Here is a 22,100-nt window from a genome sequence, read left to right as displayed (position 1 = left end):
ATTTCAAAGGCATCCGCAGACTTTATCTTCCCCTTCGCCCCAAGGGAAGATTTTCGCCGGGACGAAAGACTCCGCCAAGGGTGTCGCTCCGCCGACTGGGCCGCTGATTGTCTCACGCGTTAAGTGCGGGGGAGAACCTTGTCGTAGCCACTCAGTCCTTCTGCAGAGAGGAGTTATGGCGGCTTATAGTTGGTTATAAATTTGTTTGCAATATCTAATTAAAAAATTACTGGATGCCGGATTTTACATCGGCCTTCCGGAAACACGTAGTGGCCGCGACAAGACCCACTCTGTTTAAGGCTGGAGACAATCAGCGCCCGGAACGGACCATGTCCGGTGCCGCAAAAATCTTCGCCGGATTCCCCCCTCCACACCACCTCCAACCGGGGACGGAAGACTCAGCCAGCTCCCTCACCACACCGGACATGGTCCGTTCCGGACGCGTCCTCCAACCTCAGTTAAATCTCCATTTATTCGACACCATTTTTCACCAAACCTATTGACAGCAGACGCAGTTCCTGTATAATGATATTTGCGTCATGTTTATTATTAGTAAACTTTTAAGTTAATTTTACATTCATTTAGTAAATGTAAACTTTTTTCTTATTATATTATCCATTCACAGGCCGCCTTCCCGTCCGGCACGGCAGGCCGGCTCTGTCCCGCGCGAAAGGAGGAGACCGTGAACATCGGAGCCAAATTAAAAGAACTGCGCACGTTAAAGGGCCTGACCCAGGAAGAACTGGCGGACCGTGCAGAGCTTTCCAAGGGATTCATCTCCCAGCTGGAGAGGGATTTAACCTCCCCGTCCATTGCCACCCTGATGGACATTCTGCAATGTCTTGGAACCACCATCGGTGAATTTTTTAATGAAACGCCGGAGGAGCAGATCGTCTTCGGCAAAAACGACTATTTCACCAAGGAAGACACAGAACTGAAAAATGAAATAAAGTGGATTATCCCAAATGCCCAGAAAAATATTATGGAACCGATTCACCTTGTCCTCTCCCCCGGCGGCTCCACGTATCCTGACACTCCGCATGAAGGGGAGGAATTCGGATACGTGCTTCAGGGCAGTATTTCCATTCATCTGGGAAACCGCACTTATAAAGCAAAAAAAGGGGAATCCTTCTATTATACGAGCGATAAGACCCACTACCTGTCAAGCAGGTCAGGAGCATCCATCATTTGGGTCAGCTCGCCGCCAAGCTTCTAATTATAATACACACGGAGGAAAAGTATGAGCCAGCCATTAATTGATTTAGTTAACATTACCAAGAGCTATGACAGCAATGTTGTCCTTGACGATCTCTGTCTATCTGTCCGGGAGAATTCCTTCGTCACTCTTCTCGGTCCAAGCGGCTGCGGCAAGACGACGACGCTGCGCATCATCGGCGGTTTTGAATCCCCTGATAAAGGAGGCGTGATTTTCGGAGGAAAAGATATCACCAAACTCCCGCCCAATAAACGGCAATTAAACACCGTATTCCAAAAATATGCGCTGTTTCCCCATATGAGTATTGCCGATAATATTGCCTTCGGCCTGAAAATCAAGAATAAACCCAAGAATTACATTGAAGACAAAATTAAATATGCATTAAAGCTGGTAAACCTGGATGGTTTTGAAAACCGCTCCGTAGATTCCCTGAGCGGCGGGCAGCAGCAGCGTATCGCCATAGCCCGCGCCATCGTCAACGAACCGAAGGTCCTGCTTCTGGACGAGCCGCTGGGAGCCCTGGATCTCAAGCTGCGCCAGGACATGCAGTACGAACTGATCCGGCTGAAAAATGAGCTGGGAATCACATTTATTTATGTCACCCATGATCAGGAAGAGGCCCTCACCATGTCCGATACGATTGTCGTAATGAACCAGGGCTACATCCAGCAGATGGGCTCTCCGGAGCAGATATACAACGAGCCGGAAAATGCCTTCGTAGCCGATTTTATCGGCGAGAGCAACATTGTAGACGGCCTGATGCTCCATGATGAACTGGTAGAGATCTTCGGCGCAAAATTTGCCTGTGTGGACCGTGGTTTCGGCGTAAACCAGCCGGTAGACGTGGTTATCCGTCCGGAAGACATCGATCTGGTAAAGCCGGAACAGGGAACCCTTGAAGGCATTGTCACCCACCTGATTTTTAAAGGCGTACACTATGAGATGGAGGTTACGACCCCCGACGGTTTTGAATGGCTGGTTCACAGTACGGATATGTGCCCGGTAGGCGAGAAGGTCGGCATCCATGTTGATCCTTTTGATATCCAGATCATGAACAAACCAGCCTCTGAAGACGAGGAGGCGGTAAGCATCGATGAATAAATCTGTAAAACGGCTTCTGGCCGGACCTTATATTGTCTGGATGATCGGTTTTACCATCATCCCGCTCCTGCTGATCGTCTTCTACGGACTGACCGACAAAGGCGGAGCGTTTACACTGGCAAATGTGTTGTCCATCGGCACGCCGGAGCATGCCAAGGCTCTGTTTTTATCCCTGGGCCTCTCTCTGCTCAGCACCCTGATCTGCCTTGTCCTGGCTTACCCGCTGGCCATGGTTCTTCGCAGGAAGAATATCGGCCAGGGAAGCTTTATGGTATTCATTTTCATTCTTCCGATGTGGATGAATTTCCTGCTGCGCACACTGGCATGGCAGACGCTGCTGGAGAAAAACGGAGTTATCAACGGCATTTTGAATTTTCTGCACCTGCCGAATATTGCCATCATCAACACTCCATGGGCGATCATCCTGGGTATGGTTTATAACTTCCTGCCCTTCATGATTCTCCCGATTTACAACGTACTTGCCAAAATCGACGACAACACGATCAATGCGGCTAAAGACCTGGGCGCCAATGAATTTCAGACTCTGACCCATATCTGGATTCCGCTCAGCCTGCCCGGAATCATCAGCGGAATCACGATGGTTTTCGTCCCTGCCCTGACCACTTTCGTTATCTCGAACCTTCTGGGCGGCAGCAAAATCCTGCTGATTGGCAATGTCATCGAGCAGGAATTTACAAAGGGCAGCAATTGGAACCTGGGTTCCGGTCTTTCCCTTGTGCTGATGATATTCATTTTACTGAGCATGGCCCTCATTGCAAAATACGATAAAGAAGGGGAGGGCACGGCATTCTGATGAGAAAATATACATTAAAACAATTTTTCCAGGACTTTTACCTGGTGCTGATCCTGATATTTTTATATGCCCCCATTGTTACAATGATGGTTCTGTCCTTCAATAATACAAAGTCCAGAACACTCTGGGGCGGTTTTACGACCAAATGGTACACGCAGATGTTTGAGAACCAGGCGATTATGAATGCCCTTTACAACACCCTGCTTATCGCTTCCCTGTCGGCGCTCATTGCGACAATTATCGGCACCGTGGCCGCTATCGGCATTAACAGCATGAAAAAAGTCCCTCGCACCATTGTCATGGGCGTGAACAACATTCCGATGTTAAACTCCGAGATTGTAACCGGTATCTCCCTGATGCTGGCATTCATTGCCTTCGGCATCTCCCTGGGATTCAAAACCGTTTTAATCGCCCACATTACATTTAACATCCCATATGTGATTTTGAGCGTTATGCCGAAATTAAAGCAGACAAATAAATCCACTTACGAAGCGGCGATGGATCTGGGTGCAGGCCCGGTTCAGGCATTCTTTAAAGTAGTATTTCCCGACATTATGCCGGGTGTCCTGTCCGGCTTCCTGATGGCCTTTACGATGTCGCTGGATGACTTTATCATCACCCACTTCACAAGAGGCGCAGGAATCGATACGCTTTCCACGCTGATTTACAGTGAAGTGCGCCGCGGTATCAAACCTTCCATGTATGCGCTTTCCACGCTGATTTTCGTGACAGTCCTGGTGCTGCTGATCATCACCAATTTTTCACCGGAGGAAACGAAAAAAACAGCTGTTCCATTGTCGCCGGAAGAAAATGCCAGACGGTTAAACCGCAGAAAGAGAAACAGCAATATCAAACGCGCTGTTCTCGCCGCGGCAACCGTGGTAATTATCTGTGTGGTCGGTTTCACCACCTATGGCCGCTATTCCACCAAGCACTCCAACGAGCTGTATGTCTACAACTGGGGGGAATATATCGACGATTCCGTAATTGAACAATTCCGGGAAGAGACAGGTATTGAAGTGACCTATGACCTTTTCGAAACCAATGAGGAGATGTATCCCGTCATTGAAGCCGGCGCGGTCAACTATGATGTCGTCTGTCCGTCCGACTATATGATACAGAAAATGGCTGAAAACGGCCTTTTGGCTGAAATCAACTTTGACAACATTCCGAACCTTGCTAATATTGATCCGAAGTTCCTGGAAATGTCAAGGGAGTTTGATCCGGAGAATCTTTACTCCGTACCGTATACCTGGGGAACCGTCGGTATTCTCTATAACACAAAAACAATAGAGGAACGGGGTCTTCCCGTACCGAAGAAATGGTCGGATCTCTGGAATCCGGCATACAAAGGGGAAATCCTGATGCAGGACAGTGTCCGGGATGCCTTTATGGTAGCCCTGAAAGCACGCGGTTACTCGATGAACACAGAGAATATCAACGAGCTTCAGGAGGCAAAAGCCGATTTGATTGCACAAAAGCCCCTTGTTCAGGCCTATGTCATTGATCAGGTTCGTGATAAGATGATAGGCGGTGAAGCCGCGCTCGGCGTTATTTTCTCCGGAGAGATGCTCTATATCCAGGAGGAAGTGGAAAATCAGAATCTCGACTATTCGCTGGAATACGTCATTCCCGAGGAGGGAACCAACCTCTGGATTGATTCCTGGGTGATCCCGGCCGATGCAAAGAATAAAGAAAATGCGGAAAAATGGATTAATTTCCTCTGCCGCCCCGACATCGCCCTGAAGAACTTTGAGTACATCACCTACGCGACGCCGAATAAAGCGGCAAAAGAGCTTCTGGATGAAGACATGCAGAACAACAAGGCTGTCTTCCCCGACATGGACCAGCTTGAAAACTGTGAAGTCTACCGTTATCTCGGGGATGAAACTGACGCAGTTTACAACAATCTGTGGAAAGAAGTCAAATCAAACTGATGAAAACACGCTCTAAGGAGCAGACACCCTGACTGCACCGCTGAATCATTTCATTATCCCGGAAAATATGGCTGCCGAAAAGGCGGTCCTGCTTTCCGGGATATTTTTCTCTGCGCTTACTGCCTCCCGCCCCCGGCCTTCCCGCTTTTACTCCCTGCGTTCATTCTGACCGCCGTTAGCCAGATTTCTCAGATGCAGATATACCGTATTCTTTGAGATATCAAGGGCATGGGCCACCTGGACCACCGCTTCCTTCACCTGGAAAATCCCTTTGTCGTGGAGAATGCGCACAATTTCCTTATTTTTATTGGAGCTGCTTACAGACGCATCAGCCATTACTTTGGTTTTAGCTTCTCTGACAGAGGAGGCAATCAATCCCTCCATGTCCTCATTAAAGCTTTCCGTAATTGCAGGCGTCGCCGGAGGTTCATTAAAGAATGAGGATAACATGGTTGAAAACGGAATGTCCAAATGCAGATTAATGCATAAAAGGCCGATAATTCTCCCTCCCTCGCCGATAATTGGTATTGTAGCTGATTTAAGAGTGCTGCCATTCTTTCTGTTGAAATAGACAAGGGAGTGGGGGGAACTCTGTTTTCTAATCCGCTCCAGCATCGTAAGCGCCAGATCGGTGATTGGCGCCCCCTCCTCCCGGTTTGTATAATGGCCGTTAATAATCTTGATAACAGAATGTTCCAAATCCTCCAGACTGTGGAGAACCAGTTCATAACCTTCCCCAAAATATTCGCTGAAACCGTCTAACACCGTTTTATATGAATCCAGAATCAGCCTGTCCGCCTTTGTCAATATTAAATATGCCGCCATCTGCTAATCTCCTTCCCTCCCTGAATCATAGTTAAATTATACCATCTGCTATCCTGTGAATAAATCAGGAAATATGAAATTATAATGAAATTTATTTTAGTAAAAATCTCCTATTAACCATTATAACTGTAAATCTCTGTATATTCTATAGAAATAATCAGTCTTTTAAATTTATATTTAAATAAAATTATAGCTATTGACAAAAAATTAATAGTATGATATCCTCCAATTACGGATAATATACTGATAATTCTTACTGAAAGCAATCAATCGCAAAGTCAAAAACTGCATGTATACATCTTGACACTCCCCCATTAAACTGAATTTTATTTCATTGTACCTATAAAACCAGAACCAATATTTTAATTTAATAAATAAGGGAGGGCACCTATCTATGAAAAAAGAAAGAAAAATCAAAGAACTCACAATCCCCATGGCCTTGTTCGGTTTTTTTGCACCGCTCCTGCTGATCCTGCTTCTTCTCTCGCAAGGGGTGGGAATCATGCTGGCGCTGACGGCAGCCATCTGCGTGGAAAGCATTTTTGGCGTCTATCTGGGATATTCATGGGAAGACATTGAAGAATACGCATTAAAAGGAATTGGGCGTGTAAATCAGACCGTTATCGTAATGATATTGATCGGAATGTTGATCGGTGTCTGGATTTCCGCCGGAAGTGTACAGACCATGCTATATTACGGAATCAATTTAATCCATCCCAAACTGTTTCTTCCCATCGCGTTTATTATCTGTATTATCACCTCTTTAGTGACCGGTACCTCCTGGGGAACGGCCGGGACAATGGGCATCGCCTTGATAGGCATCGCCCAGGGACTGGGTATCCCGGCTCCGATGGCGGCAGGCGCCATCATCTCGGGCGCTCTGGTAGGCGACAAGCTCTCCCCTCTCTCCGACACAACATTGCTGGCAGCCGCCACTTCGAGAGTAAAACTGTTCGACCACATTTTATCGCTTTGTTATGTCACTCTTCCGGTATCTATAATTTCGATAATTGTATACAGTATATTAGGATTTAAATACGGTCACGGAGAAATGAATCTGGCTTCCGTACAGATTCTCTCAGAAAGCCTGAAGTCCTCCTGTAATATCGGTGTCCTGATGCTCGTCCCCCTTTTGTTTGTGTTAATTCTTTCAGCAATGAAAAAACCCACCATTCCCGTTTTTGCAGGCGGTCTTGTCATCGGCTGTATCTGGGCCGTCCTGTTCCAGAACATTCCCCTCACCGATGTCATCGGCTCCGCTGTAGGTGGTTTTAAAAGCGCGACCGGCAATGCCGATATTGATAAACTTCTCTCCAGAGGCGGCGCTCTGAGTATGGCGGAAACAATCTTTCTCTGTATTGGAGCCGGTATGTTCTCAGGCGTGTTTGAACGGACCGGAGTTTTATCCCGTTTAATGGATCAGTTGAGAAAGATAGTAAAATCAGTAGGCGGTCTGGTATTCTCCGTTACCTTAACCGGTATCGCGCTGATGTTCGGCGGCGCCGGACAATCCTGTACACTCAGCCTCCCGGCAATTGCCTTCAGGGATGCATTTGAGGATATGGATGTCCATCCGGGAGTCCTCTCGCGAAGTCTGGAGTGTACCGGCACCGTCCTCGGCTCCATCGTGCCATGGGATGCCTCTGCCATCCTATACAGCGGACTGTTCGGCGTATCGGTGGCCCAATATCTCCCCTTCAACCTGGTGGCCATACTTTCTCCGGTTATTGCAGTCTTAACGGCTTATATTGGATTTGGTGTTCTTAAATATAATGAACAGATGCATTTCACAATGAAATTACGCAAATATAAATAATTGTTGGTTACTACCCTGTTATTTACAGATAGAAGGAGGCTAATATGACATCAGAAGCAATCACCAGGCTCCTAAACGGACTTCCGCGGCAAATTCTTTTTCCTGGCGTGACTCCTGTGACAAGAATGTATAATCTGGAAAAACTGGCGGGAGCCGGACCGCTTTACATAAAGCGCGACGATTTAAATGGAGTCGGCCCCGGGGGGAACAAAGTCCGTCCGTTGGAATACCTGTTAGGTGAAGCTCTGGCCCGTAAAAACGATACCATTATCGCATCCGGACAGGCAAACTCCAATCTCTGTTCGATTGCCGCATCCGCCTGCTGCAAGCTGGGCGTAAAATGTATTCTGGTACATAACAGCAACAGACCTGAGAAGCCGGCGGGAAATGCCCTGCTTAACTATCTGTCGGGTGTGGAGGAACACTACATCGGAGAGGTATCTGAAAAGCAGCGGGAAATTTATATTTCTGAATTGGCGGATGTATTAACAAAAAACGGTAAAAAGCCATACATAATAGAAAATGGAGCAACCACCATACACGGCAGTGTCGGTTATATTCATCTTCCATTGGAGCTGGCGGCGCTTGGAAGTGAATATTCCATTACGGATTTGTTTGTGCCGGGAGGCAACGGCGGTCTCGCTTCAGGAATTGTACTTGGTACAATGCTTTTAGGGAACCCCTTTCATGTCCATGTCATTACAGTTGAAAATCCGAAGGAAGAGCTTCACCGGATTATAAAAGAGCTTGTTGAAGGCATGAAAGAATACCTTGGAACAGACATCGATTTACCGCTCGACTGCGCTATGACAATACACGAAGATTACCGGGGCGGCGGCTGGGGCATTCCTACGAAAGAAGCCGATGCCATGATTCAGACTGCTGCAAATCAGGAGGGAATTTTCCTCGAGCGAGTTTATACCTCCAAAACTGTCTGGGGCATGTATGATCTTCTGAAAAAGGGAAAAATAAAAACCGGCGGCGCCTGTGTCCTGCACTCCGGCGGCTTTGCCGCCCTGTTTAACCAGTATTGATATTGTGAACTGCAAAATAATAAATTAGGTATGTTTACAGCCCTGCACAGTTTTTGCAGGGCTGGTTTCTGTTCGCAGATAGATTTAGTTAAGCAGGTGAGGACGCCGCCGGTACGGCCAGCGGACATGGTCCGTTCCGGACGCGTCCTCCTCACCTCAGCCAGAAAGAGCAAAGAAAAGTCTTGAATTATCATCATAAAAAACGTAAAATCAAAATAGGCCTGTTAACAGGCCGCCGTTTCAGTTCACAGACTCAACACATACAACAGGATAACTGAGCTGACGTAAAAACAAGAAAGGAAGGTAAACAACCATGAAAATAGCAGTTCCATACTCAGACGGCCAGGTGTTCCAGCACTTCGGCAAATCAGAACAATTTAAGATTTATGATACAATAGATGACGAAATCATCTCCTCGGAAATCGTGGATACCAGCGGAAGCGGCCACTCTGCCCTTGCCGATTTCCTGAAGGAGAAAGGCGCAGGCGTCCTGATCTGCGGCGGTATTGGCGTTGGAGCCGTGACAGCGCTTCAGAATGCCGGAATCCAGATCCTGGGAGGGGCAGAAGGCGAGGCCGATAAATGTGTGGAAGAATTCCTTGGCGGAAGACTCCACTTCGGCGCTTCCGGCTGTGCATCCTGTTCCTCCTGCGGCCATCACCACGGAGACGGGGATGAAGAAGAATGTGACGGTAATATCAGCGCCTGCGGCACCTGGTGTCATTGATGCTAAAACGGTTGATAAAAAAATTACCATAAACCTGATAACAAGGTAACAGTTCAAGCTGTCTGAGCTGTTACATAGCAAGATATGTCCCCCCGGCAATCCATGATTCAGGGAATCTGGATTGCCGGGGAACTCTTTTCTATCCTGCTTTTCAGCGTCTCAATACAAGCATCATCCCCGAACCCGATTTCAAGGATTTCCTGCGCTCCTGCGATTTCCAGAATCTCTTTCCCTATCTCAATCCGTTCTTTATCGCGGCAAAGATCCGTTTTTGTAATCACTCCAATCACCGGTTTCCCGCCGAACATAGAACTCATGCGTGGTGAAAATGTACTCTGTTCATCGGTTGCCGAGAGAAGAAGCAGTATCACGTCCGCTTCCACTGCCGTGACTATCAGTGCGCTGTAAAACTGCTTTTGTTCCAGATATTCTCCGGGCGTGTCCACAATTCCGTCCCCGATCACCTGGATAGACTGCGTCTTCCGGTAGCTGACCGTCTCCCCGGTCAGCCGCTGCCCGAGCGTCGTCTTTCCGCAGCCAATCTTTCCAATCATCATGATTTTCTTCATCGCCTAAGACCTCGTGATTTCCGTCATTGTAAAATGCAGTGTCTCGCCGAGGACGCGGAGTACATCTTTGAGAGCCGCATCCACCGCGGCCACGTCCCCGCAGATCACAAGAGAACCTGAGAAACGGTCGACAAATACGATTTCCACCTCTGCCGCCTTGGTCGCCACATCGGCTCCGATTATGGCGGCCTCGCTGGGGGTAATGGTTAAAATCCCCAGCGCTCCGCGGGTTTTGCTGACTACGCCCAGCTTTTTATATAAATCATCATTGGGGTTCGCAATCAGATGGGCCATTGTCACCTGTTTGCCGGGAACAAATTCCTGGATAATCCGCTGTTTGGAATCAAAGGGATTTCCTTGTGTCATACTGCCATCTCCTTTACAATAATGTATCAAAAATCTCTTTGCGGGGGCTTGGAATAACAGTGCTGGTGACGGCGAGTCCTTTTTCTTCTCCTGCCGCCATACCGCAGCGCACGGCCTCCTCCACCGCCGCCACCTCTCCCGTAAGAACGGCAAATGATTTTCCCCCGATTCCCACACCGAGACGGACGTCCAAAAGCGTCACATCCGCCGCCTTAGCAGCCGCATCCGCCGCATATACCGCAGCTGTAACGCTGAAGAATTCCATAACGCCGACGGCATTTACGCCGTCCGGCGCCGTAGACAGGCTGATTGCCTGGATCACCTGGGGATGTATGCGGGGAATCACGACCGAATCAACGAGATGTGCGTCGATCACGGCTGCCCCCGCATCCAGGGAGGCACTCACCGCCGCCACATCCCCGTAAAATAAAATAGTATATTTCCCCGGACATACCGGCTTTGCATATAAAAGCGCCGTGTCTGCCGCCTTAAGCACTGCGTCCGCCGCTTCAATTCCTTTGGCTATACTGTTGCTTTCAAGGATTCCGATTGCTTCCATTCTCTGTGCGCTCCTTTACCACTATACTTTACTATTTCTGTTACAGTTCAGCCTTCGGTCAAACTGCTGCAAATGCTGCACAGAAACGGCAAAAAACGCCGTTTCGCGCCGCGTAACCCGGGATTTTCACAAAAAAGCAGCGAAAACACCTTGCGGAATACACCATGACTGAACTGTTACCTATTACTCAGCTTCCGGTTACTCAGTCTCCGGTTACTCAGCTTCCGGTTATTCAGCTTCCGGTTATTCAGCTTCCGGACGCCTTGATTTCCAGGTACTGTTCCTCCACCTTCACGACACCGCTCACCGAGGCGTGCAGCGCGCTGCCCAGACTGCCATCCGGACAGACTGCGATAAGCCGGCCTTCCTCTACCCTCTCACCGTCCTTTACTACCGGGTATGACGGTGCGCCGATACTCTGGCGGAGAGCCAGGCGGACCGTCCCTGCAGCCCCGGACGGGAGCACTGCCAGCTCATCAATTTGAACTGCCTCATAGGCCGCCACTCCTGCCCTGGAAGCCACGCGCCCGGTGGGCGCTTTACGCATATTCCTGTCGGGCTCCGCCTTCCATTCCCCTTCTGGGCGCTGGTAGCGAAGTCCTGCTTTGGCCAGTTCTCCTTTCAGGATTCCATTAATCCGTCTCGGCTGCAATCCCATCGGGCACGCGAAAATTTCGCAGATTCCGCATTCACAGCAGAGGGCCGCATTTCGTATGTCGCTGTCATCCAGTATCTCGGTTATATCATGACAGGACGCCAGTTTCCGCATGATCCGGTGCGGCTTAAGAGGATGTCCAAGCAAAGCCCTGGGACAGAGCTGGGAACAGAAGCTGCACTGGATACAGGCTGATTTCGCCCGGTTCAGCATGTGCCTGACCGTGACCTCCGAGCGCCTGGCAATGCTGCTGTCCGCAGGGAGCACAATAAGACCCGACATGGTTTTTGTCACCCAGGCGTTCTCTGCCTCTTCTTTTGTAAGGAGTTTCCCCATCATGGGCCCTCCGTTTACGACCACATAATCCGGGATAAACGGGCCGCCTGCCAGTTTCAGGCATTCACTGACCGGGGTTCCTATCGGAACCTTTGCAATGACCGGCTTTCCTACTGCTCCCGTCACAGTCAGATATTTCTGAGTAAACGGCCGCCCCTCCATCGCCTCATAGATGCAGAAAAGCGTGGCCGCATTGCTCACCACACAGCCCACGTTCAGAGGGATGCCGCCGGGAGGAACCACATTTCCCGTCACTTCATATACAATTGTCTGCTCATCTCCGGCCGGGAAAAAGCTTTCAAGCCGGTGGAGGCTGACGAATGAGGAAAAAGAATGGATTGCCTCCTCCAGAGCCTTTATCTCCCTTGTGTAGGAATGCTTGAGCGCTATGACACACCGGCCCGCTCCTGTTTCACGCAGCAGCATATCGGCGGCCTGTATCAGTTCCCGCGCCTTATTCCTCATAAGATAGCGGTCTGTTTGGAGAAGCGGCTCACACTCCGCTCCGTTGATGATAATCGTCTCAATTGTTCCATTGTATTTTGCATGAGTCGGAAATCCGGCGCCGCCGCAGCCGATAATTCCGGCCTCATAGATAAGTTTTGTCAGCTTCATATTATTCCCCCTTATCCTTCGCTATCTCAAGGGAATCAATGATGCCGACAATCGCGCTGTCAATCGGAGAGTCATCGGAACCGATGGCCCGCCTGGCTGTGCTGCCGCTCACCACCAGTACCTGCTCCCCGATTCCGGCCCCGACCGAATCGGCTGCCACAAAGGTGGCTCCATTCCTTCTGTTTGTCGTCACTTCCCGGACAATCATCAGTTTATGGCCGTTCAGTCCCTCTTCCTTTTTCGTGGCCCATACATGGCCTACCACCTGACAAATCATCATATCGGCCGCCTCCCCTCCTGCCAGTATACTTCTATCCCTGCATGGCGAAGGACATCCTTAGCCGAAGGCGTAAGAATCACGCCTTTTGCCAGGGCAAACTTTTTTTTGCTCCCTGATGCAAGCTTGCGGGCCACCGCCTCCGTAATCAGCTTTCCCTCAAATTCCGGCACGCAGGTTTCTTTCTCTGTATCCGTCTCCTTGTCCATCTCTCTAACTGAATTTCCGCCGTTGTATCTGTCCGTATTTCCGGTTCGTCCGGCAGCGATTTTCATTCTGGCCGTGGCATGTTTCGGTAATATACATGCATTCGCCTCATCAAAATCGATATGCATGGCAAGGGCGGCCTGACTGCTGACGCGGCATATTACATTTTCCAGCGTGGTTCTGCGCTCTGCTCCGACAGTCACGGAAACTCTCTGACCATCCGTAATCCCTGCCTGCTCCGCCTGAGGCGGGGTGATATGTATATGAGCCTGTGCGATAATTACGCTGCCTTTCGCATGAATCATTCCCATAGAACCGATGATATACACATCCCCGGCTCCCGTTAAATCGCCCGACATCCGCAGCGGCGCATCGATTCCAAGCGTCCGGCAGTCTGTCAGCGATAACTCTGTCTGAACTGCCGCCCTCTCAGGTCCGAGAACAGCTACATTTTCAATTCTTCCTTTTGATGTGACCAAAGTGACCCGCTCTTCGCTTAAAAACTGTCCCGGCTGGGACAGGGGGCGTTTCGGCGTCAGTTTCGCCCCGGTTCCGAATAATTGTTCCACAGCCTCTCTGGTCAGATGGACATGTTTGGCTGAGACCTCCACCGGAAAATCGAGCGGCAGCTCTTGTTCTTTTCCCTGCTCTCCACATTCAGCAAGAACACGGAGGATAATTTCCTGTATCTGTTGTCTGTTCATAAAATGTACCGGGGCGCCGTTATGCATCCGCTCCCGGCTCCCCTGCCCCTCCTATCCTGGATTTTAATAACAGCTCAGACAGCATGAACTGTTACGGCTTCTGCTGTGTTTTGCAAAAAAGGATGTAAATTCCGCTGCTGAGCCTGTTTAAATGTCTGATAATCCCCAGCGTATCCCCCTCGTGAAACGCGTTTGCCGCACTAAGCTCCGCCTCCCTCACCTGTGTCCGCAGCAGGTTCAGCTCCAAAGCCTGCTCTCCCATTGTGGGATCGGGAACCGGATGTTCTATTCCAAAATACTCCTTCACATTGTGGGACATGCGTCGTAGTTCCTCATGTCCCAGCCCAAACAGCAATATTTCTCCGAGTCTTTCCTCTTTTACCTCGGCTCCGAGAATTGCCCTCAGATAACACAGGACACTGTCAAGCGCAGCGCGGAGGGCTTCATCCTCCTTATATTTTGCCTGCATCAGCAGCACCCGCGCCTGAAGGCCGTCCAAATGTCCCCTGAGTGCGATGCGCGGATGCGTTTTGGGTACCAGAAGATTTCCCCGCAGATGGGTCATATCCTCCGGCTTTTCCCCATACCCCTCACCGGTTGCAGCGTCAATATAGGTATGGCTTCCCTGCTTTTTAATCGGAGTACGGGTCATTACGGCGTGAACCGGCGCTTCTCCGGAATCAAATTTAAGATTTACCGCCCGATCCCGGAGGTATTCTCTTGCCGACGGCGTGACAAAGGTCCCCTCGGGCACATGATATTCCTTAGCGTCTCCCCGAATCTTCCCTGTCCTTAAATCAGCTTCTGTCAGCACTCTCATATTTCATCCGGCTTATTCAGCGTCGAGTACCGGCAGAATAAGTTCCACTTCGCCGTGAGGACGCGGAATTACGTGGACGGATACAAGTTCACCGATATTTCCTGCCGCTGCCGCGCCTGCATCGGTGGCCGCCTTTACGGCTCCGACATCGCCGCGGACCATTACCGTCACAAGACCGCCTCCCACATGCACCTTGCCGATCAGGGTCACGTTAGCTGCTTTCACCATTGCATCGGCTGCTTCAATTGAAGCAACCAGTCCTTTTGTTTCCACCATTCCCAATGCCTGTAATGCTGCCATGATATTTTCTCCTTTTCTATTCACTCAATTGTCGCAACAGTTCATACAACATGAACTGTTTGAATTGCTGCCCATCGGGTCTTCCGTTACTGTACGTCCAGCTTCGGCAGAATCATCTCCACTTCGGCGTGGGGACGAGGAATCACATGGACGGATACAAGCTCGCCCACACGGCCTGCCGCCGCTGCTCCCGCATCGGTGGCTGCCTTTACCGCTCCCACATCGCCGCGGACCATTACCGTCACAAGACCGCCTCCCACATGTACCTTGCCAATCAAAGTTACATTTGCCGCCTTAACCATGGCGTCAGCCGCTTCAATCGAACCAACCAGTCCCTTTGTCTCTACCATTCCCAGTGCCTGTAATGCTGCCATAATCTTATCCTCCTTGAATTTTCTAATCATGTAACAGTTCAGACAGAATGAACTGTTACCGCATTCGGCTTCCGATAACCTGCACGCTCCGCGCACAGGCCGCCGCCTTTAATTAAAATCGCTGCGCGATGAGCCGACTGCCTGCTGCCACTGCCTTTTCGCACGGTCCGCACAGCAAATGCGCAGACCTGTCTGAACGGTTACGAATCATTCTTTGTTATTTTATCGTTTTGCACGCAGCCGCGCGATGACGGCGCGTGTAATTGCCTCAATGTCTTCTTCCCTCAAATCCTCCATGCTGCCTGCGGCAAAAGCGTCCGATGCTGCAAAAGCGCCGCGCTCCGTCCCGTCGCTGTCTTTTAAATCGGCCAGCTCGCAGAGACCGTAGGCCACACGGCGGATATTGATCAGGTTAAGCGGTGTAATATTGTCTGACGTAGCACTGCCTCCGACTGCTCCGCAGCCCAGCGTCAGTGCCGGGGCCAGTCCTGTCGTGGCGCCGACTCCCCCCAATGCACCCGGTGTGTTGACGAGAATGCGCGACACCGGTTTCTTCATGGCAAATTCCCGGACCACTTCCCGGTTATTCGTATGCAGGGTCATCGTATGGCCGGCCCCTTCATTTTGCAGGATGCGGATACACAGCTCACACGCCTCCTCCCAGCTCTCCACCACAAAGTATGCCAGAATCGGACAGAGCTTTTCACGGGAATACGGATTTTTCTTGCTGACATTTTCCGGGTCCTGGCGCGAAACGAGAAGGCGTGTCCCGGCCGGGATCGAAAGCCCTGCCATATCGGCAATCTGCTGCGCCGTCTTGCCCACAATCTTCGGATTCATCGTTCCATTTGCCCGGAGCAGAAAGCCGGACAGCTTCTCCGACTGTTCCTGTGTCAGGAAACAGGCGCCCTGGCGCTTCAGTTCCTCCTCCACCTGTCCCGTAATACAGCGTTCCGTCACAATAGACTGTTCTGATGCACAGATTGTGCCGTTGTCAAATGTTTTTGAGTCCATAATACGCCGGACTGCCGATGTTATATCGGCCGTATGCTCGATATAGGAAGGCCCGTTTCCCGGCCCGACTCCCAATGCCGGATTGCCGGAGGAATATGCGGCATGAACCATGGCCTCTCCCCCTGTGGCGAGGATGATGCTGACGTCGGGATGCTTTAAAAGCGTATCCGTCGCTTCCATCGTCGTCAGGCTGACACAGCCCACCGTGCCCTCCGGCGCTCCGGCGAGCTCCGCAGCTTCCCGGATTACTTTATACGTCTCCGTAATACAGTTCTTCGCCCCAGGATGAGGGCTGATGATGATGGCATTTCCCGCTTTAATGGAGATAATACTCTTATACATTGCCGTTGAGGTTGGATTGGTGGACGGAATCAGGGCGGCAACAACTCCCATCGGGACGCCGATTTCACAGATTCCCCTCTCCTTATCCTCCCTCAAAAGCCCAACTGTCTTTAAATCCCTGACAGACTCCCAGGTTATCCTGCTGCCCAGAGTGTTTTTCAGAACCTTATCCTCCCACCTGCCAAATCCGGTTTCCTGTACTGCCATTTTGGCAAGCCTCTCTGCATGCTCCATACATGCGTCCGCTACGGATGAACAAATATCATCCAATTTTTCCTGCGGAAACGTTGAAAGCATCTTCTCCGCCTCCTTCGCGCGGGCAACCAGCTCCCGCACTTCCTGTATCGATTGCAAATCACGATCCAATGTCAATTTGATCACGTCCTTTCTGTTAATATACAAGAGGCGTCCCCGCCACCCGGCGCACCGACTCCGCAAATGCCTCGCAGGCGGCCCGGCAGGCGGCCTGGCTTCCGCAGAGCAGTCCCCCTGCAAAGTTTGTCTCGGTCGGGGGGCCGTAATAAGTCTTAAGCTTCACGTCGGCCGCCTTCAGCGCCGCGTCCAGACCTACCGCAGCCTCCAGCGGGGGCGCTATCAGATAGGCCATGGCAGTTCCTTCTTTTACACCGGCCTGGGCGGACAGGTACGAACCGGTCCGTGAAATGCAGTGGGCGAAGTATACCACGGAGCCGTCCTCATTGGCCGTATAAAAATGCGCCTCATTTTCTATGTAAGCAAACGCCGCATCCAAACCGCTGCGCACCTCCTCCGGATCCGGTCCGGATAAAATCCCGATAAACTCACCGGCCAGAGCGGTGCTGGCATTGGCAGCTCCTGCATACATACTTTTTGCGTAAGCCACGGACACATCCGCCTTTTTAGTCGCCTCATCCAACGCCGCATATGACACATCATCACAGTCTGTCGTAAAAATCCCCAGGCTCCGGTCGCCGGGCCGCACATCCAGGTGTTCCCGCAGCGCCGGATCGGCGTTCGGCAGAATGCGGACGCCAAGCACCCGCGTGCCGACTTGTCTTGAAACCATGTTTCACCTCCGTTACGATTTACAGCGGCTGTTCCGGCCATACTCCAAACCGGCGCCTACTTTTTAAGTTCCACCCCGCTGGCCTGTTTTTCCAAAATCAGCGCCAGCAGCTCTACAATATAGGCTCCTGCTTCCACTGCCGGGACACCGTCCTTATGTATGTTGGAAACAACCGTCCTTCTCGCCTCCGGCATTCCCACCTTTGCATGGTAGGCTATATAGGCGCTCATGCTTTCCGCCGTAGCCAGACCGGGACGTTCGCCGATAAACGAACAGACCACCTTTGCCCCCACCAGCTCCGAAATGCGGTCCTGCGCCCCCACGCGTCCATATTTGACAAATATCGGAGTACCAGTAGTCAGTCCCTTTTCCTTCAATCCTTCCGCCACCACGGGAAGGATACGCGCCGCATTGGCCTCAATCGCGGAGGAAGAAAGTCCGTCGCTGATAATAATCTGTATATCCGGGTTTTGGATGCATTTTTCTTTAATCAGTGCCTCTGTCTCTTCGTCAAACTCCCTCCCGAGATCCGGTCTGGTCAGAAAAATATTTTTATCGGCACAGCGTGTGGTGACGGCAAGCAGCCCCAGCTGACCGGTTAATTCCTCACCGACATCCATGAGTACGGCATCCCTGGCCGCCGCGTGGTCAGCGCGGAGAGTCAGAAGTGTCATAGTCTTTAACCTGGGTCCGGAACGGCCCACTCCGATACGGGCTGTTGTCTTCGTCATCATCCGCCTCAGTGCATCCATATCCTCGGGATGTACGAGAAGCGGAATCTTTTTATTCCTTTCCCTATCCTCAAAAGCAGAGGGCTGTGTTCCCGGATCCTCTCCTTTACCGCCTCCGGCCGGAGCCATATCGGTTCTTACTTCCTCCGGCACGGCTCCCTGTGAACTCCGGTGAATGGAACGCCTGATATCCGCACCTGATGCATGGGAGGATATCATAAAATCCGTTGTTGGCCGGCCTCCTGTCCCATAAACACAGGCCGCTTGTCCGGCTTCCTGCGCTCCGGCACGGCTTCCTGCTTCCGTCCTGTCTCCGGCCTGCAGTTCGGAAAGGATTTCATCTGCAATCCGCTCTATTTCCGTCTGTCCAAGCATATGCTCACCGTCCTTTCCTCATAAATACAGTTGGGTCTCCGGCTTTTCCCGTCAGTCTTCCATTTTCCATAATCCCCATTCGCTCCAGCCAGCGTTCAAATGCCGGTATGGGACGCAGACCGAGAATTTCCCGGATTGTACCGATATCATGGTACGCGTTCGTCTGATAATTCAGCATCACATCGTCGCTTGTAGGCACGCCGAGTATATAATTGACTCCGGCAGCTCCCAGAAGAAGCGCCAGATTTTCGATATCGTTCTGATCCGCCATCATATGATTCGTATAGCAGCAGTCGCAGCCCATCGGCAGTCCCGACAGTTTCCCCATAAAATGATCTTCCAGGCCGGCGCGGATCACCTGTTTGGAATCATACAAATATTCCGGACCGATGAAGCCCACAACCGTATTGACCATAAATGGATGGTAGCGCCTTGCAAATGCATAGCACCGGGCCTCCATTGTCACCTGATCCGCATTCCAGTGCGCATTGGAGGAAAGCTCACTCCCCTGGCCCGTCTCAAAATACATTACATTTGGCCCGGCCGCCGTGCCATGGGTGCGCAGAAGCGCCAGAGCCTCCTCCACCGTCTCCGAGGAGAATCCGAACGCGCGGTTCCCCTTTTCACTTCCGGCTATAGACTGGAAAATCATATCACAGGGCGCTCCCTGCCTGAGGGCCTCTATCTGGGTCGTGATATGGCCCAGCACACAGATTTGGGTGGGGATTTCAAGTGAATTCTTCACCTCATCAAACCGTTTCAGAACCTCAGCCAGACTGGATACCGTGTCATTTACCGGATTCAGGCCTATCAGCACATCGCCGCAGCCGTATGACAGCCCCTCAAACAGGGATGCCGTGATTCCTTCCACATTATCCGTCGTGTGGTTGGGCTGGAGCCGCGTGCCCATGATTCCCCGCTCGCCGACCGTTGTGTTGCAGCAGGCCGTGACGCGTATTTTCTGCGCGCCATAAATCAAATCCAGATTTGTCATCAGCTTGCAGACAGCCGCAATCATCTCAGCCGTAAGTCCTCTCGACATGCGGCGGATCGCGCTTTCATCCGCCTCATAGGACAGCAGCCACTCCCGCAGGTCACTGACCGTCCAGTTTTGGATCCTTTCGTAAATCCTCTGGTTGAGCCCGTCAATATTAATTCTGGTAACTTCATCCTCCTCATAGGGCGCCGCAGGATTCTCGTACAATTCCTTCAGCGTCATAGCCGCAAGAACCTCCTTTGCGGCTATCCGTTCTATATCAGACTGAGCCGCCACACCGGCCAGGACATCGCCCGACTTGTGTTCCCCCGCTTTTGCCAGGACTTCCTTTACCGAATCAAACACGAAAGTCTGTCCCGATAGTATTGTCTTATATTTCATGTTTACCTCCAAGTTGGCTTACCGTTCTCTCGTAACAGTTCAGACAGCATGAACTGTTATGTTTTCTCTCAACCGAAAATCAGCGTCTTAACAATCACCGGAATGACAAGCCCGTTCATGATAGGGCGGCCAAAATCCACAAAATTATTAAACTCGGCTTTCACCGCATCCACCGCCACCAGCGGCCGTTTCCCCGACAGCTTCTGCCGTATTATCTGCCCCAGCGCTTTTGCAATATCGGAGCGCACCATCAAAAGCAGTGGGACCTCCGGCAAAAGCGCGCGGTCAAGAGCATCCGCCGTCACGGCCGCCAGTTTTTTCAGTTCCTGATAATCCGGATCCCTTCTCCCTTCCATTGCCAGCACCATGCAGGCCGCATCATTCTGAGCCAGGAACCATTTTATTTTTTCATACAGGAATTTGCTGTCACCGCCCCAGCATCTCTCCTCCTCACTCAGCGTAAGCTTCAGGACCGGCACGTTTTTCATCGGAAACAGCCCCTCCGTATAAGAAATCGTACTGCCGGAAATTGTAGTTGTGTAATTTCCCGCACCAATCACCGTAGCCCGGATTGTCTCCGACGCATCCAGCACCCGGAATGCCTGAAACAGGCGGCCGCGCCGCACCGCGTTTCCGAGAAGCACACCGATATCGCCGTAAGCAAACGGCTCCCGCCCCGGCTGGTAGATACAGTCTGCCACACCTCCCGAAAAACAGACGAACCGGACAGGGCGGTCCGCCGGAAGTTTGAACAATGCAGACCCCTGCGTCCTGACTTCCTCCAGAAGCGGCGTCGGTTCCGCCACTCCCAGCATCTGCTCCAGCACCTCGCTCATTTTGTCACACAGCCTATTCAATGTCTCTACAGATGCCGGTTCCCCTTTTACAAGATTCAGATGACAAGCCTGCGCAATCCGTCCGGCGCTGGGGCTGATATAGGCAATTCTCCCCCGGCTGTCCAGAGTAACCTGACGGCCTCCAATGTCCAGACAGCCCCTGGCCCGCACTTCGCCGCCGTCAAACAAGACAACATTCGTCGTCCCTCCACCGATATCCAGGTTCACGACTACAGTCCCATTTTCCTCCGAAAACTCCCAGGCTCCGCTTCCCTGCCCGGCAATCACGGATTCCAGATCCGGCCCGGCCGTCGATACGACAAAATCACCGGCAAAACCGCTCAACAGTTCCAGCACCATGCGCGCATTTTCCTTGCGCGCTGATTCTCCCGTTATAATGACGGCCCCTGTCTCAACCTGATTTGCCGTAATTTTGGCTGATGCATACTCCGTTTCTATCATTTTGCGGAGAGCCTCCCCGTCGATGAGTGACTCGTCAATCAGCGGCGTGCGGTGGACCGGACTTTGATAAACCACTTCCTTTCCGATAATCGAGACAGCGGGAACCGAAAAATAGCCGGCTGTATTTTCAACCGTCAGCCGGCTGAAAATCACCTGTGAAGTTGATGTCCCGATATCAATCCCCACACTGAGCATCTGGGTATGTTCCATCCCCACTCTCCTTTCCTTCCAGAAGAAAGAATCCCGCGAGCGAGATTCTCCGCCTGCAGCGGATCGCTTCGGCGGGAGCACTTTCCCGTAAAAAAGCAAAAAAGACCCAGAGTGCGGAATTATCCATTCCTCACTCTGAGCCTTATTGCTGTCACGCCATACCCTGTTGTATGGTGAAAATATGTAGTTTGTTACTGGCAATTCTTCCCTCTGCCTGTTGAGGCGGGGGATATTTGCTTCTTTTGTTAAATTATATAACTGGGGGGCGCGATCTGTCAATAAGGAGATTTAATTAAGCAGGTGAGGACGCCGCCGCTGACTGCGGCGCTGATTGTCTCACGCGTTAAGTGCGGGGGCGGACCTTGTCGAGGCCACTCAGTGCTTCCGTGTGCGTAAAATACGATATGCCTTTAATGCGCCCTTGTGGAAGATTTGATATCGGCCTGCCGGAAACA

The 22,100-nt window shown here is 51.2% G+C and carries 22 protein-coding genes; 7 read left to right on the top strand and 15 right to left on the bottom strand.

The genetic code is table 11. The features are described from left to right. The first annotated feature begins 682 nt into the window (after positions 1-682). Genes CLOSYM_RS02020 through CLOSYM_RS02005 form a run of 4 tightly spaced genes read left to right on the top strand, consistent with a single transcriptional unit; the run spans position 683 to position 5,068 of the window. Complete coding sequence (locus tag CLOSYM_RS02020) at positions 683-1,216, top strand: helix-turn-helix domain-containing protein (RefSeq protein ID WP_003500860.1); 534 nt, start codon at positions 683-685, stop codon at positions 1,214-1,216. Between the two features lie 24 nt (positions 1,217-1,240). Beyond that, positions 1,241-2,317 (top strand): spermidine/putrescine ABC transporter ATP-binding protein, encoded by a 1,077-nt coding sequence (gene potA / locus CLOSYM_RS02015; protein ID WP_003500862.1) that lies wholly within the window; start codon positions 1,241-1,243, stop codon positions 2,315-2,317. Beyond that, entirely contained in the window at positions 2,310-3,131 is an 822-nt protein-coding gene (locus tag CLOSYM_RS02010) for an ABC transporter permease (protein ID WP_003500864.1), read from the top strand. Before potA ends, CLOSYM_RS02010 begins: the two co-directional genes overlap by 8 nt. Beyond that, positions 3,131-5,068 (top strand): extracellular solute-binding protein, encoded by a 1,938-nt coding sequence (locus CLOSYM_RS02005; protein ID WP_003500866.1) that lies wholly within the window; start codon positions 3,131-3,133, stop codon positions 5,066-5,068. The genes CLOSYM_RS02010 and CLOSYM_RS02005 overlap by 1 nt, the downstream gene beginning before the upstream one ends. Positions 5,069-5,215: 147 nt before the next feature. Here CLOSYM_RS02005 and CLOSYM_RS02000 read toward each other — a convergent pair whose 3' ends face one another. Beyond that, entirely contained in the window at positions 5,216-5,893 is a 678-nt protein-coding gene (locus CLOSYM_RS02000; protein ID WP_003500868.1) for a helix-turn-helix transcriptional regulator, read from the bottom strand. Positions 5,894-6,287: 394 nt separating this feature from the next. Here CLOSYM_RS02000 and nhaC point away from each other — a divergent pair, with 394 nt between their 5' ends. From nhaC to CLOSYM_RS01985, 3 genes are all read left to right on the top strand, one after another. Then, positions 6,288-7,709 (top strand): Na+/H+ antiporter NhaC, encoded by a 1,422-nt coding sequence (gene nhaC / locus CLOSYM_RS01995; protein ID WP_003500870.1) that lies wholly within the window; start codon positions 6,288-6,290, stop codon positions 7,707-7,709. 44 nt (positions 7,710-7,753) lie between these two features. Next, a complete protein-coding gene (locus CLOSYM_RS01990; RefSeq protein ID WP_003500871.1) occupies positions 7,754-8,743 on the top strand; it encodes a 1-aminocyclopropane-1-carboxylate deaminase/D-cysteine desulfhydrase in 990 nt (329 codons plus the stop codon). A gap of 313 nt (positions 8,744-9,056) precedes the next feature. Continuing rightward, positions 9,057-9,470, top strand: coding sequence for a NifB/NifX family molybdenum-iron cluster-binding protein (locus CLOSYM_RS01985; protein WP_003500872.1), 414 nt, complete (start codon positions 9,057-9,059; stop codon positions 9,468-9,470). A gap of 107 nt (positions 9,471-9,577) precedes the next feature. On the opposite strand, the gene CLOSYM_RS01980 is transcribed toward CLOSYM_RS01985, so the two are convergent. The 14 genes from CLOSYM_RS01980 to CLOSYM_RS01915 form a co-directional block, all read right to left on the bottom strand. Further along, positions 9,578-10,039 (bottom strand): EutP/PduV family microcompartment system protein, encoded by a 462-nt coding sequence (locus CLOSYM_RS01980; protein WP_003500874.1) that lies wholly within the window; start codon positions 10,037-10,039, stop codon positions 9,578-9,580. Between the two features lie 3 nt (positions 10,040-10,042). Then, positions 10,043-10,405: an ethanolamine utilization microcompartment protein EutS gene (gene eutS, locus CLOSYM_RS01975; RefSeq protein ID WP_003500876.1), complete on the bottom strand. Its 363-nt coding sequence runs from the start codon at positions 10,403-10,405 to the stop codon at positions 10,043-10,045. Positions 10,406-10,418: 13 nt separating this feature from the next. Beyond that, positions 10,419-10,964 (bottom strand): BMC domain-containing protein, encoded by a 546-nt coding sequence (locus tag CLOSYM_RS01970; RefSeq protein WP_003500878.1) that lies wholly within the window; start codon positions 10,962-10,964, stop codon positions 10,419-10,421. Between the two features lie 247 nt (positions 10,965-11,211). Further along, positions 11,212-12,570, bottom strand: coding sequence for a 4Fe-4S dicluster domain-containing protein (locus CLOSYM_RS01965; protein ID WP_021640731.1), 1,359 nt, complete (start codon positions 12,568-12,570; stop codon positions 11,212-11,214). Position 12,571: 1 nt separating this feature from the next. Further along, the gene (locus CLOSYM_RS01960; RefSeq protein WP_003500884.1) at positions 12,572-12,850 is read right to left on the bottom strand and encodes a EutN/CcmL family microcompartment protein; all 279 of its coding nucleotides are present in this window, start codon (positions 12,848-12,850) and stop codon (positions 12,572-12,574) included. Then, positions 12,847-13,758, bottom strand: a complete 912-nt coding sequence (gene pduL / locus CLOSYM_RS01955) for a phosphate propanoyltransferase (protein WP_242827618.1) — start codon at positions 13,756-13,758, stop codon at positions 12,847-12,849. The genes CLOSYM_RS01960 and pduL overlap by 4 nt, the downstream gene beginning before the upstream one ends. Before the next feature lie 91 nt (positions 13,759-13,849). Next, complete coding sequence (locus CLOSYM_RS01950; RefSeq protein WP_003500893.1) at positions 13,850-14,578, bottom strand: hypothetical protein; 729 nt, start codon at positions 14,576-14,578, stop codon at positions 13,850-13,852. A gap of 12 nt (positions 14,579-14,590) precedes the next feature. Next, positions 14,591-14,878 (bottom strand): BMC domain-containing protein, encoded by a 288-nt coding sequence (locus tag CLOSYM_RS01945; RefSeq protein WP_003500903.1) that lies wholly within the window; start codon positions 14,876-14,878, stop codon positions 14,591-14,593. A gap of 86 nt (positions 14,879-14,964) precedes the next feature. Then, positions 14,965-15,252: a BMC domain-containing protein gene (locus CLOSYM_RS01940; RefSeq protein ID WP_003500912.1), complete on the bottom strand. Its 288-nt coding sequence runs from the start codon at positions 15,250-15,252 to the stop codon at positions 14,965-14,967. A gap of 222 nt (positions 15,253-15,474) precedes the next feature. After that, a complete protein-coding gene (locus CLOSYM_RS01935) occupies positions 15,475-16,980 on the bottom strand; it encodes an acetaldehyde dehydrogenase (acetylating) (RefSeq protein WP_115639106.1) in 1,506 nt (501 codons plus the stop codon). A 19-nt stretch (positions 16,981-16,999) separates the two neighbouring features. Then, the gene (gene eutL, locus CLOSYM_RS01930; RefSeq protein ID WP_003500915.1) at positions 17,000-17,653 is read right to left on the bottom strand and encodes an ethanolamine utilization microcompartment protein EutL; all 654 of its coding nucleotides are present in this window, start codon (positions 17,651-17,653) and stop codon (positions 17,000-17,002) included. Positions 17,654-17,709: 56 nt separating this feature from the next. Next, the gene (gene eutC, locus CLOSYM_RS01925) at positions 17,710-18,759 is read right to left on the bottom strand and encodes an ethanolamine ammonia-lyase subunit EutC (RefSeq protein ID WP_003500916.1); all 1,050 of its coding nucleotides are present in this window, start codon (positions 18,757-18,759) and stop codon (positions 17,710-17,712) included. 4 nt (positions 18,760-18,763) lie between these two features. Next, positions 18,764-20,137: an ethanolamine ammonia-lyase subunit EutB gene (locus CLOSYM_RS01920; protein WP_003500917.1), complete on the bottom strand. Its 1,374-nt coding sequence runs from the start codon at positions 20,135-20,137 to the stop codon at positions 18,764-18,766. A gap of 68 nt (positions 20,138-20,205) precedes the next feature. Further along, on the bottom strand, positions 20,206-21,645 hold the full coding sequence (locus CLOSYM_RS01915) for an ethanolamine ammonia-lyase reactivating factor EutA (protein ID WP_044902047.1): 1,440 nt from the start codon (positions 21,643-21,645) through the stop codon (positions 20,206-20,208). Between the last annotated feature and the right edge of the window lie 455 nt (positions 21,646-22,100).

It is taken from the genome of [Clostridium] symbiosum ATCC 14940, from assembly GCF_000466485.1.
GTDB lineage: Bacteria > Bacillota > Clostridia > Lachnospirales > Lachnospiraceae > Otoolea > Otoolea symbiosa.
The sequence above is the reverse complement of the archived record's forward strand: the minus strand, read 5'-3'. Positions and strand labels throughout refer to the sequence as shown.

Excerpts from the sequence above, each read along its gene's own strand:
- pduL (WP_242827618.1), bottom strand. The coding sequence starts at position 13,758 with ATGAACAGACAACAGATACAGGAAATTATCCTCCGTGTTCTTGCTGAA.
- CLOSYM_RS01945 (WP_003500903.1), bottom strand. The coding sequence starts at position 14,878 with ATGGCAGCATTACAGGCATTGGGAATGGTGGAAACAAAAGGACTGGTT.
- potA (WP_003500862.1), top strand. The coding sequence starts at position 1,241 with ATGAGCCAGCCATTAATTGATTTAGTTAACATTACCAAGAGCTATGAC.
- CLOSYM_RS01990 (WP_003500871.1), top strand. The coding sequence starts at position 7,754 with ATGACATCAGAAGCAATCACCAGGCTCCTAAACGGACTTCCGCGGCAA.
- CLOSYM_RS01915 (WP_044902047.1), bottom strand. The coding sequence starts at position 21,645 with ATGGAACATACCCAGATGCTCAGTGTGGGGATTGATATCGGGACATCA.
- CLOSYM_RS01960 (WP_003500884.1), bottom strand. The coding sequence starts at position 12,850 with ATGATGATTTGTCAGGTGGTAGGCCATGTATGGGCCACGAAAAAGGAA.
- CLOSYM_RS02010 (WP_003500864.1), top strand. The coding sequence starts at position 2,310 with ATGAATAAATCTGTAAAACGGCTTCTGGCCGGACCTTATATTGTCTGG.
- eutC (WP_003500916.1), bottom strand. The coding sequence starts at position 18,759 with ATGCTTGGACAGACGGAAATAGAGCGGATTGCAGATGAAATCCTTTCC.
- CLOSYM_RS01950 (WP_003500893.1), bottom strand. The coding sequence starts at position 14,578 with ATGAGAGTGCTGACAGAAGCTGATTTAAGGACAGGGAAGATTCGGGGA.
- CLOSYM_RS01965 (WP_021640731.1), bottom strand. The coding sequence starts at position 12,570 with ATGAAGCTGACAAAACTTATCTATGAGGCCGGAATTATCGGCTGCGGC.
- eutS (WP_003500876.1), bottom strand. The coding sequence starts at position 10,405 with ATGACACAAGGAAATCCCTTTGATTCCAAACAGCGGATTATCCAGGAA.
- CLOSYM_RS01940 (WP_003500912.1), bottom strand. The coding sequence starts at position 15,252 with ATGGCAGCATTACAGGCACTGGGAATGGTAGAGACAAAGGGACTGGTT.
- CLOSYM_RS01920 (WP_003500917.1), bottom strand. The coding sequence starts at position 20,137 with ATGAAATATAAGACAATACTATCGGGACAGACTTTCGTGTTTGATTCG.
- CLOSYM_RS01985 (WP_003500872.1), top strand. The coding sequence starts at position 9,057 with ATGAAAATAGCAGTTCCATACTCAGACGGCCAGGTGTTCCAGCACTTC.
- eutL (WP_003500915.1), bottom strand. The coding sequence starts at position 17,653 with ATGGTTTCAAGACAAGTCGGCACGCGGGTGCTTGGCGTCCGCATTCTG.
- CLOSYM_RS01980 (WP_003500874.1), bottom strand. The coding sequence starts at position 10,039 with ATGAAGAAAATCATGATGATTGGAAAGATTGGCTGCGGAAAGACGACG.
- CLOSYM_RS01970 (WP_003500878.1), bottom strand. The coding sequence starts at position 10,964 with ATGGAAGCAATCGGAATCCTTGAAAGCAACAGTATAGCCAAAGGAATT.
- CLOSYM_RS02005 (WP_003500866.1), top strand. The coding sequence starts at position 3,131 with ATGAGAAAATATACATTAAAACAATTTTTCCAGGACTTTTACCTGGTG.
- nhaC (WP_003500870.1), top strand. The coding sequence starts at position 6,288 with ATGAAAAAAGAAAGAAAAATCAAAGAACTCACAATCCCCATGGCCTTG.
- CLOSYM_RS02000 (WP_003500868.1), bottom strand. The coding sequence starts at position 5,893 with ATGGCGGCATATTTAATATTGACAAAGGCGGACAGGCTGATTCTGGAT.